The organism is Acidisphaera sp. L21, assembly GCF_009765685.1.
Classification (GTDB): Bacteria; Pseudomonadota; Alphaproteobacteria; order Acetobacterales; family Acetobacteraceae; genus LMUY01.
In genome coordinates this window covers 71,949-82,813 of the sequence record NZ_LMUY01000074.1, presented here as the reverse complement: position 1 = coordinate 82,813, position 10,865 = coordinate 71,949, and the positions used below count along the sequence as shown (strand labels likewise).

Genomic DNA, 10,865 nt, shown 5'->3' with positions numbered 1-10,865 from the left:
CAGTCAGCGGATATATTCGCAACCCGCTACAGCGTGGCACATTCTTTGCTTCAGTGGCGTTCAGATAGACAGACCATTCTGTATATGCCCTGATCTAAGCGGCCGAGCCATCGCCCGGTCCGTCAAGAACCAAGGAGACCGCCAATGAGCGCCACCGTCATCAAGCCAGCCGCCGGCCCCGGCGCCATGACTGGATGCCTCGCCCCAATCGACAAAAATGGGCTGGACGACCTAATCGCGAAGGGCCGCGCCAATCCGCAGGCAATCAAGACGCTGAAGTGCAAGACCATCGCGGAAGGCCGCTTCCGCCATCTGAATATGATCCGTGACCTGCCGCCCTACATCGTCGACGAGCCGCCGGGCCTACTGGGTGACGACACCGCACCCAACCCGTCCGAGGCATCCTTGGCGGCACTCGGCTCGTGCCTGGCAGTCGGCATCCACGCCAACGCAGTGGCCCGCGGGATCACCGTTCGCTCGCTGGAGTTGGAGTTGGAGGCGGACATCAACATCACCGCCGTTTGGGGGACCGGTGATACCAGCCCCAAGCCGGTCGGCTTCGATGCGGTGCGGGTGAAGGTGCATCTGGATGCCGACGCCCCAAAGGCAGAGTTGGACGAACTCGTTGCCCATGCGCGCACCTGGTCGCCGGTCGCCAACACCTTCAGCAAGCCCGTTCCCGTCAACTGCGAGACGGTCTGATCCACCATTCACCAGGGAGCGCCCGCATGAGCCAATTGCTCGACGTCGCCCACCCCGCTGCCGCCACCCCGGATCTGCCCGGTGTATTGGCTGCGGAGCTGGCGCCCCTGGTGAACCAGATCGACGAGGGATTGTATCCGGCCGACGCGATGCGCCGGTTGGGCGAGGCGGGGGTGTTCAGCCACCACCTTGCCCGGTCTGGCGGACAGGATTTAGCGGGCGCAATTACCGCCATGGCGGAGGTGGCTGCGGTCTGCATGTCGACCGCCTTCTGCACCTGGTGCCAGGACGCATGCGGCTGGTATCTGGAGAACACCGACAATACAGCGCTGCGCGATCGCCTGCAGCCCGGCATCGCCACCGGCGCCCTGTTGGGCGGTACAGGGCTGTCGAACCCGATCAAGGCGCTGGCGGGCATGGAGCGATTTGCCCTGCGCGCCACCCGAGTGTCGGGCGGCTTCAGCGTGACCGGTGTGCTCCCCTGGGTGAGCAATTTGAGCGACGGGCATTGGCTGGGCACCGTGTTCGAGGATGCCGATAACCCTGCGCACCGCATGATGGCGATGGTGCAATGCGGCCAGCCCGGCGTTGAAATTCGCCAGAACGTGAAGTTCTCCACGCTGGAGGGCACCGGCACCTACTCGGTGCGGTTCCGCCGGGCGTTCATCGCGGATGAGATGATGCTGGCCGAGCCGCTGGGCGACATGGTCGCGCGCATACGCCCGGGCTTCGTGCTGCTGCAGACCGGGATGGGCCTCGGCGTCATCCGCGCCAGCATCGATGCGATGGTGCAGGCCGACCAGACCCATGCCGCCACCAATCGCTTCCTGCCTCGGCGGCCTGACTATTTCGAGGCCGAGTTGGCCAGCCAGCAGGACGCCATCCTGACGCTTGCCGCCACGCCCCGAGACGGCTCGCCCGATTACGTGCGGCTGGTGCTGGAGGCGCGGCTGCGCGTCGGCGAGCTGACCCTGCAAGCGACCGAGGCGGCGATGCTGCACACCGGCGCCCGCGCCTTCATCGTCGGCGCGCCAGTTCAGCGTCGCCTTCGCGAGGGATATTTCGTCGCGATGATAACACCTTCCAGCCGGCACCTAACCCAAGAACTAAGCCGGGTGGCTGCGAACTAGGCCCCCACTTCCAACCGGAGCGAGCACAATGCCCGACAAGATCCTGATTTCGCCGGCCGAGCTGACGGACCTGATTGCCGCCGGTGGCACCGTGTTGATCGACACGCGGTCGCCAGAGAACTACGCCGCCGGGCACATTGCGGGCGCGGTGAACATGTTCGACATCTTCACCTACCTGGCGATGTCCACGAAGGAGGGCATGGCCGAACTGAAGGACAAGTTCACCGCCGCTTTTGGTGCCGCCGGGATTGGCGGGGACGAGACGGTGGTGTTCTACGAGGGCTCAATGAACTCGGGCTTCGGGATGTCGTGCCGCGGTTACTACTTGCTGAGCTTCCTGGGCTACTCCAAGGCGCATATCCTGCACGGCGGGCTGGCGGCGTGGCAGGCGGCCGGGTTAGAGGTGACGACGGAGGTGCCGTCCCCGGCGGCAAAGTCGTTCCCGGAGTCCACCGCAGGCGAGCACATGATGCTTGACAAGGAGGATATGCTGCAGGCGCTTGAGAATGCAGCAATCGTCAAGCTGGATGTGCGGGACGTGGACGAGTGGATCGGCACGTCGTCCTCCCCCTACGGGCCAGATTTCGCGCCGCGCAAAGGCCGGATCCCCGGCGCCAAATGGCTGGAGTGGTATCGCCTTATGAAGCCGACCGCCGCCGGGCCGATGTTCAAGTCGAAGGACGAGCTGTTGGCTGAGTTGCATACGGTCGGGGTGAAGCCGGAGACGCCGGTTTACCTCTACTGCTTCAAGGGAGCTCGCGCCTCCAACTCCCTGGTCGCGTTGCACGAAGCCGGGATCAAGGACGTGCGGATGTATTTCGGCTCATGGAACGAGTGGAGCCGCGACCCGGCGCTGCCGATCGAAACTGGAATGCCCCACGCCTAACGCGACCGGTCAGCCCTCCCCGTGTGGGAGGGCTGATTTCGCTAGTTATTTCGCGCCGAAGGTGGCGCCGCTGTCGCCGCCCGAAGAATTGCCGCCTGCGGTCGGGCCAGCCGTGAACTTGCCGACGTTGCCCAGAAGCTGCTGCATGAACGTGCTGTCGCTGCCCGGCGAAGGGGTCGCCCGCGCTACCACGCTGACGGACTTGGCGTCGTCCTTGGTCTTGTGCGTCAGCGATTGCAGCACGCCGCGATCGTCGAACACGGCCGTCACCACATCCTGGCTGTTAATGCCCTGCACGCGCCCGACCCGGGGCTGCGTTACCTCACTGATGTAGATCCAGGTATTGTCGTCGAACGTTGCCTTCGCCGTGGGCGAGCCCAGCAAGCTGGTCACGTCCGCCCGGGTGGCGGTGCCAGGGATCAATTCTTTCAGTTGGTCGGCGTCGACCTTGTTGCCGCGCACCTGGGGTGGCGCCTCCAGCACGGAGCAGGCACCGAGAAGGCTTGCGGCGAGGAGCAGGGCAGGAGCGTAACGTCGCACGTGAAAGATCCTGGATAGCGGCGGGTACATTGACCCGGCGGCCTGCCGCGTTATGTGCCGGGGTAGAATGGCGCCGGGGCACCGGGTTCGCATGGCGTGGGGGTGTCACGCCGGACGGGCTGGTGTCAACGATTGGATGTCAATGGTTGGGGATTAGGACGAAACATGGCCTTCTTCGGCTTGTTGGGGCGCAGTCGCTACGAGCGACGGGGTTTCGAACTCTACAACGGCGCAGTCGCCGCGGCGCGGTCGCCGTATTTCTATGCCGAATTGGGGGTGCCGGACACGCTGGATGGCCGGTTCGACCTGGTGGGCCTGCATGCATGTCTGCTGATCCGCCGGCTGCGCACCCTGCCTGCGCCGGGCCAGGCAGTGGCACAGGCGTTGTTTGATGCCATGTTCTCCGACATGGATATCAATCTTCGAGAGTTGGGCGTCGGCGATATGACCGTCGCCCGCAACGTTCGTGCCATGTGGGAAGCCTTCCATGGCCGGGCGACCGCCTACGAGGCCGCGATCGACGATCCGGACCCGGCGGCGTTGCAGATGGCCCTGGCGCGCAACGTGTGGCGCGGCGGAGAGGCGCCGGGTGCGGCGCAGCTGGCTAACTACACCCGCACCCAACTTGCGGCTCTGCAGGCCGCGCCCGCGGCCGAGCTGCTTGCCGGCCATTTTCGGTTCGCTTCGCCGGTGTTGGCATGACCGACCTCGAGATGATGCGCCCGATACCAGCCGACCGGGTGGGCGGCGGGCTGGTCGTGACGGTGGATGCGACTCCGGCCGAATGCGAGGCCATTGCCAAGCGATTGCTGATCCCCTCCGTCCAGAGCGTGCACTGTCGCTGGGCCCTGCGTCCAGCGCGGGGCGGAGTTGTGGAAGCCGAGGGCTCGCTCACCGCGCGGCTGCACCAGGAGTGTGTCGTATCGCTAGATGCGTTTGTCGTGGAGATGGTGGAGGAGTTTGCCGTCCGCTTCGTGCCGCCCGGCCGGGAAGGCGAACCCTCCGAAGACCCTGATGAACCGGACGAATTGGTGATGCTGAACGACTCGCTCGAACTCGGCGAGGCAACAGTCGAGCAACTGGCCCTGGCGTTGGATCCCTACCCCCGCAAGCCGGGCGCCGTATTGCCGGAGGAGGCCGGTGACGCCCCGGTCAACCCGTTCGCCGCGCTAGCAAAATGGAAGCCGGAAGAGTAATCCTTGTAGCGCTTGCGGGGGATTGGTGCGTCTGCTAGAGGGCGCGCCCTAAGCTATTGCAATATGTGATGCTGTGCCGAGCCGGCTTCCGGCCGCAGCCGGCGTCACCACAGTCGGAGGGCACCTGCCCATGGCCGTTCCTAAGAAGAAGACCTCGCAATCCCGTATGGGCATGCGTCGGAGCCACCATGCTTTGACCATCCAAGCGTTCGCGGATTGCAAGAATTGCGGTGAGCTGAAGCGCCCGCACAATGTGTGCGCGCATTGCGGCCATTACGACGGCCGTGAAGTCATCGCCGCCGGCAAGCCCCTGAAGGGCGCTGTCCGCGTCTGATCTGCCGGCTCCCCGCCGGACGAGCAATGCCGACATGAGCACAAGCACCTCCAAGCCAGCCGTATCTGGCACGGCGCCGGGGGTGTTTACGCTTGCCGTCGATGCCATGGGCGGCGATCGGGCACCTGAGGTGGTGATCGACGGGCTGGCAATAGCGGTCGAGCGCCATCCAGCAGCTCGATTTCTTGTCGTGGGCGACGAAGCCCGCCTGGCGCCTTTGATGGCTGCCAAGAGATTGTCGACGTCCTGCACGTTGCGGCACGCACCCGACGTCATCAGCGGTGAGATGAAGCCGACTGCGGCCCTGCGGCTCCGCAATGCGTCCATGCGGGTGGCGATCGACGCGGTCGCTACTGGAGAGGCGGCCGGCGTGATCTCGGCTGGTAACACCGGCGCGCTACTGGCGCTGGCAAAGATCGTCATCAAGACTCTGCCCGGGATCGATCGGCCTGCGCTAGCGGCGCTCTGCCCATCGGCGAAGGGTGATGTCATCATGTTGGACCTGGGCGCCAACACGCAGTGCGACTCGCGCAACCTGGTCGAATTCGCGGTGATGGGCGATGTCTTCGCGCGCGCCGTGTTGGGGCTGCCATTCCCCACGATCGGCCTGGTGAATATCGGGTCGGAGGAGCTGAAGGGCGACGAGCGCGTGCAGAAGGCTGCGGAAACGCTGCGTGCCAGCTACCTCGGACCTCAGTTCCACGGCTTCGTTGAGGGTGACGACATCCCCGGCGGCAAGACCGACGTGGTCGTCACCGACGGCTTTACCGGCAATGTCGCGCTGAAGATGGGGGAGGGCGCGTTGAAGCTCGTCTTCACCATGCTGAAGCAGGTGTTCAGCAGTAGCTGGGCCGGCCGTGTCGCGTATTTATTGGCACGCCCGGCATTGGAGCGTCTGCGCGAGTGGGTTGATCCGCGGCGATATAACGGAGCAATCATGTTGGGTCTGAACGGCGTCGTGGTGAAATCCCATGGCGGCACCGATGCAGAGCAGTTCGCCTATGCGACCGACGTGGCCATCGACATGGTCGAGCACCGGTTCAACGATCGCATCCGCGATGGCCTCAGCAAAATCGCCCTGCCTGCTGCAACTGGCCCCCAATTGGCGGCGGCCCGTTGATGACGCTGCGTGCCGTTTTGGCGGGCGCCGGGTCGTATCTGCCGGAACGCATCGTCACCAATGCCGAACTGGCCGATCGGATCGACACATCCGACGAATGGATCATCGAGCGCACCGGCATCCGCCAGCGCCATATTGCCGGCCCGCATGAGACCGCGGCGTATATGGGCACGCGCGCCGCTGCGGCTGCGCTGGCTCATGCCGGCGCCAAGGCCTCGGATGTGGACGTCATCATTCTCGGCACCAGCACGCCGGACCAGGCATTCCCGGCGACGGCCGTCGCCGTGCAAGCCGAGTTGGGCACAGGCGGGTTTGGCTTCGACGTTTCGGCAGCCTGCAGCGGCTTCGTCTACGGGCTGAGCATCGCCGATGCGATGATCCGCAGCGGCCAGGTCCGCGGTGCGCTGGTGATAGGGTCGGAGGTCTATTCCCGCATCCTCGACTGGAACGACCGCGGCACCTGCGTCCTGTTCGGGGACGGAGCGGGCGCGGTGTTCCTGCGAGCAGAGGAGCAGCCGGAGGGTTCCGCCGGGCGTGGCATCCTATCGACCCATCTGCATTCCCAGGGCTCGCTGGGGCCGCTCTTGTATGTGGATGGCGCCGTTGGCCGGCCGGAACTCAGCGGCCATTTGAAGATGAATGGGCGGGAGATCTTTCGCCATGCGGTCAGCAAGCTCGCTTCTGCGGTGGACGAAGCGCTGGCGGCCAATGGCATGCACAGTGCCGATGTCAATTGGCTGGTGCCGCATCAGGCCAATTTGCGCATCATCGACGCCATGGGCCGCAAGCTGGGCCTGGCGCCGGATCGGGTGGTCGTCACGGTCGATCGGCACGCCAACACCTCGGCCGCGTCTATCCCGCTGGCCTTGTCGGAGGCCTGGCATAGTGGCCGCATGCAGCGTGGCGACCTGCTGGTGCTGGAGGCCCTGGGTGGCGGGTTGACATGGGGATCCGCTCTGGTGCGACTCTAGCGCCACAGCCGACCAGGTTTTGTTTAATTCCAGGGCGTTTGCTTGACGCTTCCAAGCGTCGCCGCATAGCGTGCGGCGGATGAACACAGTAACCCGCGCGCACCTGGCCGAACGTATCTATACCCAGGTTGGGCTTTCCCGGAACGAGTCTGCGGATCTGCTGGAAACGGTCTTGGACCGCCTGGCACGCTCTCTGGAGAGCGGAGAATCCGTGAAAATCAGTGGGTTCGGAACGTTTTCGGTCCGACAAAAGGGTCGTCGTATCGGGCGCAACCCCAAAACCGGTATCGAAGTGCCTATCCTGCCCCGCCGGGTGCTGGTGTTTCGGCCGAGCCAAGTGCTGAAGGCCCACGTCAATGGCACCGCAGTCCCCACTGGTGATGAGTTCGCAGGCGATGAAGAATGATGCTTGCGGGCGCGCCCATGGATGAGTTGGCGGAGGCCCGCGCGAAGCCGAAGAAAGCCCCGAACGCATTTCGCACAATCAGCGAGGTGGCGGATGAACTGCACATACCACAGCATGTTCTGCGATTTTGGGAAACCAAGTTTCCCCAGGTGAAGCCGCTGAAGCGCGGGGGCGGACGGCGCTACTATCGCCCGGACGACATCTCGCTGCTGCGGCGCATTTCCGACCTGCTGTATATCCAGGGCTACACGATCAAGGGCGTCCAGCGCTTGTTGCGGGAAGGCGGTGGCAAGCTGTCCGACGACATCCCGCCGGCCACGGAGGCCGAGCGTGCCGCCGCCGCTGCCGAGCGCGCGACGCAGGCGGAGCAGCCGACCCTGTTGTCACTGCCCGGCATCATGCCGATGCCACCCGCACCCATCCAGCGCAACGACCCGTCCGACGGTGTCGAGATCCAGCGGCTGCGGGCACTGTTGCATCATGCGCTGGAGGAACTGGAGGCCTTGCGCGCGTTGTTGCCGCGCTGATCTGCACCTGCGGCGTTGCGGTGCGACGAACCGACTGCTACACGGTGCCGCATCGCAGAGCAGTATCGCAACGCGGCGCATCGGCTTCCCCGGTCGAGGCGCACTACCCGTGGATCTCGATCCCGGATCATCAGAGTAGCGGGCAGTAGCGCAGCCTGGTAGCGCATCAGTCTGGGGGACTGAGGGTCGTGGGTTCGAATCCCGCCTGCCCGATTCTGGCGACCAAGCGTTTGCAACCTCGGCGTCTACCTCATCGCAATTCGCTTGCTGGCCCGGGGGCACAAAGACTACTGTGTGCCCATGAGAGAGGTTTTTAGCCCGGATAGTATCCGGGCGTGCACCTAAAGCGGTTGTTGGCCGGTTTACCCGGCAGCAGAGCGTTCGCTCCCGTTTCTCCAAATCAGAGAGTTTCATGCTATCCCTTAGGGGCTTCGCGCCCCCATCTTACCGACGACTGCTATCGTCCGAATTGGATGCCATTCGCCAAATCGAATTCGACCCTTCGCGGGCGGACCGGTTCATCGGGCCGATCGGCGACATTCTCACAAGTGTCAAACGCAACCCGGCCTCTTCCCTGATCGCCATCGAGGCGAGCGAGGGTTTGATCGGGTTCTATGTCGTTCACCCCGACCGGCGCGACGGCGCCTGCTGGTGGCTTGGCTGGCTCGCGATCGACCGTCGGCAGGAGGGAGGCGGTTACGGCCGCAGCGCCTTGCTGGCGGCAATGGCCCGGCTCCGTGGCGTGGAGGGTTGCCGCCGCATACGGCTCCTGGTGGCGCCCGAGAACAGTCGGGCGCTGCATCTTTATAACCGGTTCGGGTTCCATATCGTCGGGCGCAACGTCGCCACCGATGAACTGGTGCTGGAGTTCGATCTGCCAGTGCCGTTTCAGGCGGCCGATCTGGCGGAATTCATCCTGGCGGCCGTAGCGGCCAAGGCGCGCCGGGTGTTCCGGCACCGGCGGCTACGGTCGACCGTGGGGCCACATGCCGCGTGGATCATTGGTGTGGAGCGGGGGCCGCCAGTACCCCAGAAGCGGCGGCAAGCGGGGCGCACAAGTCGCCCCGCGTATCGTCAGGCGGATCAGCGCGCCTTGCGGCGGGCGTAGCGGGCGTCGCGGGCGGCCTTCTGCTCGGCAGCCAAAGCAAGGGCGCGGGATTTGTAATCGGCATCCGCGGCGGCGACTTCTTCGGCACGACGGGCTTCGCGTTCTGCCTCGGCCTGGGCCTCGAGCGCTGCCAGCCGTGCCTGCTCGGCCTTTTCAGCGGCGATGCGGGCTTCTTCGGCTTCCGCAGCGGCCTTGCGCTCGGCGGCGCGGGCTTCACGGGCGGCGATGATCGCCTTCTGTGCCTCCAGCCGCTCTTGAACCGCCGGGTCATCTAGACCGGGTCGGGACTTGAACCTCTCCAGCATCGCCTGCTTGGCTTTCGCCGCGGAGGTTAGTCGGTCGCTGACAGTCTCATTCTTGCGTGCATTCATGGGCGTCTTCTAACGGCCTCAAGCGTTGTTGAGAATACCATTTGAATACCGGTCAGCTAAGTGCTCCGCGCGACTCTGGTTAGTTCCAGCCGCCGGGCACCCAAGCGTAATTGCCGTCCGTGCCGATCCAGTGACCGAACACCCAGTTCGGGCCGTGCCCCGCAGCCGGAATGTAGCGACCGGCATCGTAGCGATACGAACCACCAGTGAAGACCCAATCGCCAGGCTGCCAGACCAGTGTTTCGCTGCTCACCGGCGGCAACGGCATCGTCTCTGCCGGAAGCGCCGGCGGAACGGGGTATGCGGACGCGACGTGGGCGGTGCAGGCGCCGACGAGCATGGTTGCGACCAAAGCGGGCACGATGCGGTTCATGCAAGTCTCCTTTGCCACCACCCTGATTCGTTGGGACCTGGCGTGCAAGGGGGCGCTACGCGGGCAGCAGGATCGTCGCGACGGCTTGCGCCGCGATGCCTTCGCCACGGCCCGGAAAGCCCAGCCGCTCGGTGGTAGTGGCCTTGACGGAAATGCGGCCGATATCGACACCCATCAGTTCGGCCAGGCGCGCGATCATCGCCGGGGCATGGGGGGTGATCTTCGGACGCTCGCAGATGAGCGTGACATCGGCATTCGCCAACATGCCGCCGCGGGCGGCGATCCGCTCCGCTGCGTGGCGCAGGAAGCGCGCGCTGTCGGCATCTTTCCACTCCGATTCGCTCGGGGGGAAATGGCGTCCGATATCGCCCTCGGCCAACGCGCCGTAGATGGCATCGCACAGAGCGTGAATGCCGACATCGGCATCAGAGTGCCCCGCGAGGCCCCAATCATGCGGCACGGTAATGCCACATAGCACCAGCGGGCGCCCGGCCTCCACCGCATGCACGTCGAAGCCGGTGCCGACACGCGGTATCAGCCCGGGGGCCAAAGCATTTTCCAGACGCACGATATCCTCCGGAAAGGTCAGCTTGATGTTGTCGTCAGCGCCGGGAACGATCGCCACCGGATGGCCCGCGGCTTCCAGCAGGGCGGCGTCGTCGGTGGCGCCGCGGTCGCCGGTGGCATGCAGGGCGCGCAGCAGGTGGTAGCGGAAGCCCTGAGGGGTCTGTGCCCGATACAGCCCGTCCCGCGGCACCGTCGCGACGATACGTCCGGATTGCACGCGCTTCAGCGTGTCGGCGACTGGCACGGCGGGGATGGCGCCGTCATGTGTGCGGAGGGCGATCAGCAGGGCCGGAATAACGGTTGCCGGCACGAACGGCCGCGCGGCGTCATGCACCAGCACGATGTCCGGCGCATGCGGCACCAGGGCATGAAGCCCGGCATTCACGCTCGCCTGCCGCGTCGTCCCACCCGGCACGGCAGGCAGAATGGCCAGGCCTCGCAACGCGTTGGCGATCGGCTCGGCATCGCCGACGGGCTGGATGATGGAGACATGGGCCAGTAGCGCCTCCGCCGCGTGGCGGATCACTGGCTTTCCAGCGAGGAAGATGAACTGTTTGGGGATGTCGCCGCCGAAGCGGCTGCCGCTGCCCGCAGCGACCAAGATGGCGGCAATTCGCATGGGGCGGAGAAATGC

15 protein-coding genes and 1 tRNA gene are annotated in these 10,865 nt (G+C 65.3%); 12 read left to right on the top strand and 4 right to left on the bottom strand.

Annotated elements, in window-relative coordinates; all coding sequences use genetic code 11:
- Positions 1-144 precede the first annotated feature (144 nt).
- From GSQ76_RS14610 to GSQ76_RS14600, 3 genes are read left to right on the top strand one after another with little or no spacing between them, the layout of a single operon-like run.
- A complete protein-coding gene (locus GSQ76_RS14610; RefSeq protein ID WP_174247350.1) occupies positions 145-702 on the top strand; it encodes an OsmC family protein in 558 nt (185 codons plus the stop codon).
- A gap of 26 nt (positions 703-728) precedes the next feature.
- A complete protein-coding gene (locus tag GSQ76_RS14605) occupies positions 729-1,832 on the top strand; it encodes an acyl-CoA dehydrogenase family protein (RefSeq protein ID WP_158744637.1) in 1,104 nt (367 codons plus the stop codon).
- Positions 1,833-1,860: 28 nt separating this feature from the next.
- A complete protein-coding gene (locus GSQ76_RS14600; RefSeq protein WP_158744636.1) occupies positions 1,861-2,718 on the top strand; it encodes a sulfurtransferase in 858 nt (285 codons plus the stop codon).
- Between the two features lie 45 nt (positions 2,719-2,763).
- Here GSQ76_RS14600 and GSQ76_RS14595 read toward each other — a convergent pair whose 3' ends face one another.
- On the bottom strand, positions 2,764-3,258 hold the full coding sequence (locus GSQ76_RS14595; protein ID WP_158744635.1) for an outer membrane protein assembly factor BamE: 495 nt from the start codon (positions 3,256-3,258) through the stop codon (positions 2,764-2,766).
- 165 nt (positions 3,259-3,423) lie between these two features.
- On the opposite strand from GSQ76_RS14595, the gene GSQ76_RS14590 reads away from it, so the two are divergent.
- From GSQ76_RS14590 to GSQ76_RS14550, 9 genes are all read left to right on the top strand, one after another.
- Entirely contained in the window at positions 3,424-3,960 is a 537-nt protein-coding gene (locus GSQ76_RS14590) for a ubiquinol-cytochrome C chaperone family protein (protein WP_158744634.1), read from the top strand.
- Positions 3,957-4,454 carry a DUF177 domain-containing protein gene (locus GSQ76_RS14585; RefSeq protein ID WP_158744633.1) on the top strand — a complete coding sequence of 166 codons (498 nt, stop codon included), beginning with the start codon at positions 3,957-3,959 and terminating at the stop codon, positions 4,452-4,454. Before GSQ76_RS14590 ends, GSQ76_RS14585 begins: the two co-directional genes overlap by 4 nt.
- Positions 4,455-4,584: 130 nt before the next feature.
- Positions 4,585-4,788 carry a 50S ribosomal protein L32 gene (gene rpmF / locus GSQ76_RS14580; RefSeq protein WP_158744632.1) on the top strand — a complete coding sequence of 68 codons (204 nt, stop codon included), beginning with the start codon at positions 4,585-4,587 and terminating at the stop codon, positions 4,786-4,788.
- Between the two features lie 34 nt (positions 4,789-4,822).
- Entirely contained in the window at positions 4,823-5,908 is a 1,086-nt protein-coding gene (gene plsX, locus GSQ76_RS14575) for a phosphate acyltransferase PlsX (RefSeq protein ID WP_158744631.1), read from the top strand.
- Positions 5,908-6,879 carry a beta-ketoacyl-ACP synthase III gene (locus GSQ76_RS14570; RefSeq protein WP_158744630.1) on the top strand — a complete coding sequence of 324 codons (972 nt, stop codon included), beginning with the start codon at positions 5,908-5,910 and terminating at the stop codon, positions 6,877-6,879. Before plsX ends, GSQ76_RS14570 begins: the two co-directional genes overlap by 1 nt.
- A 79-nt stretch (positions 6,880-6,958) precedes the next feature.
- Complete coding sequence (locus GSQ76_RS14565; protein ID WP_158744629.1) at positions 6,959-7,285, top strand: integration host factor subunit alpha; 327 nt, start codon at positions 6,959-6,961, stop codon at positions 7,283-7,285.
- Positions 7,285-7,812, top strand: coding sequence for a MerR family transcriptional regulator (locus GSQ76_RS14560; RefSeq protein ID WP_408836656.1), 528 nt, complete (start codon positions 7,285-7,287; stop codon positions 7,810-7,812). Before GSQ76_RS14565 ends, GSQ76_RS14560 begins: the two co-directional genes overlap by 1 nt.
- 139 nt (positions 7,813-7,951) lie before the next feature.
- Positions 7,952-8,025 (top strand) — tRNA-Pro (locus GSQ76_RS14555).
- A gap of 199 nt (positions 8,026-8,224) precedes the next feature.
- A complete protein-coding gene (locus GSQ76_RS14550; protein ID WP_158744627.1) occupies positions 8,225-8,920 on the top strand; it encodes a GNAT family N-acetyltransferase in 696 nt (231 codons plus the stop codon).
- Here the strand turns inward: GSQ76_RS14550 and GSQ76_RS14545 are convergent.
- The 3 genes from GSQ76_RS14545 to GSQ76_RS14535 form a co-directional block, all read right to left on the bottom strand.
- Entirely contained in the window at positions 8,896-9,291 is a 396-nt protein-coding gene (locus tag GSQ76_RS14545) for a DUF6481 family protein (RefSeq protein ID WP_158744626.1), read from the bottom strand. The genes GSQ76_RS14550 and GSQ76_RS14545 overlap by 25 nt on opposite strands.
- A 79-nt stretch (positions 9,292-9,370) precedes the next feature.
- Entirely contained in the window at positions 9,371-9,664 is a 294-nt protein-coding gene (locus GSQ76_RS14540) for a hypothetical protein (protein WP_158744625.1), read from the bottom strand.
- Between the two features lie 55 nt (positions 9,665-9,719).
- Positions 9,720-10,850 carry a bifunctional 2-C-methyl-D-erythritol 4-phosphate cytidylyltransferase/2-C-methyl-D-erythritol 2,4-cyclodiphosphate synthase gene (locus tag GSQ76_RS14535; protein WP_158744624.1) on the bottom strand — a complete coding sequence of 377 codons (1,131 nt, stop codon included), beginning with the start codon at positions 10,848-10,850 and terminating at the stop codon, positions 9,720-9,722.
- Positions 10,851-10,865 lie beyond the last annotated feature (15 nt).

Coding starts and splice junctions, on each gene's coding strand:
- GSQ76_RS14610 (WP_174247350.1), top strand. CDS start 145: ATGAGCGCCACCGTCATCAAGCCAGCCGCCGGCCCCGGCGCCATGACT.
- GSQ76_RS14605 (WP_158744637.1), top strand. CDS start 729: ATGAGCCAATTGCTCGACGTCGCCCACCCCGCTGCCGCCACCCCGGAT.
- GSQ76_RS14600 (WP_158744636.1), top strand. CDS start 1,861: ATGCCCGACAAGATCCTGATTTCGCCGGCCGAGCTGACGGACCTGATT.
- GSQ76_RS14590 (WP_158744634.1), top strand. CDS start 3,424: ATGGCCTTCTTCGGCTTGTTGGGGCGCAGTCGCTACGAGCGACGGGGT.
- GSQ76_RS14585 (WP_158744633.1), top strand. CDS start 3,957: ATGACCGACCTCGAGATGATGCGCCCGATACCAGCCGACCGGGTGGGC.
- rpmF (WP_158744632.1), top strand. CDS start 4,585: ATGGCCGTTCCTAAGAAGAAGACCTCGCAATCCCGTATGGGCATGCGT.
- plsX (WP_158744631.1), top strand. CDS start 4,823: ATGAGCACAAGCACCTCCAAGCCAGCCGTATCTGGCACGGCGCCGGGG.
- GSQ76_RS14570 (WP_158744630.1), top strand. CDS start 5,908: ATGACGCTGCGTGCCGTTTTGGCGGGCGCCGGGTCGTATCTGCCGGAA.
- GSQ76_RS14565 (WP_158744629.1), top strand. CDS start 6,959: ATGAACACAGTAACCCGCGCGCACCTGGCCGAACGTATCTATACCCAG.
- GSQ76_RS14560 (WP_408836656.1), top strand. CDS start 7,285: ATGCTTGCGGGCGCGCCCATGGATGAGTTGGCGGAGGCCCGCGCGAAG.
- GSQ76_RS14550 (WP_158744627.1), top strand. CDS start 8,225: ATGCTATCCCTTAGGGGCTTCGCGCCCCCATCTTACCGACGACTGCTA.
- GSQ76_RS14545 (WP_158744626.1), bottom strand. CDS start 9,291: ATGAATGCACGCAAGAATGAGACTGTCAGCGACCGACTAACCTCCGCG.
- GSQ76_RS14540 (WP_158744625.1), bottom strand. CDS start 9,664: ATGAACCGCATCGTGCCCGCTTTGGTCGCAACCATGCTCGTCGGCGCC.
- GSQ76_RS14535 (WP_158744624.1), bottom strand. CDS start 10,850: ATGCGAATTGCCGCCATCTTGGTCGCTGCGGGCAGCGGCAGCCGCTTC.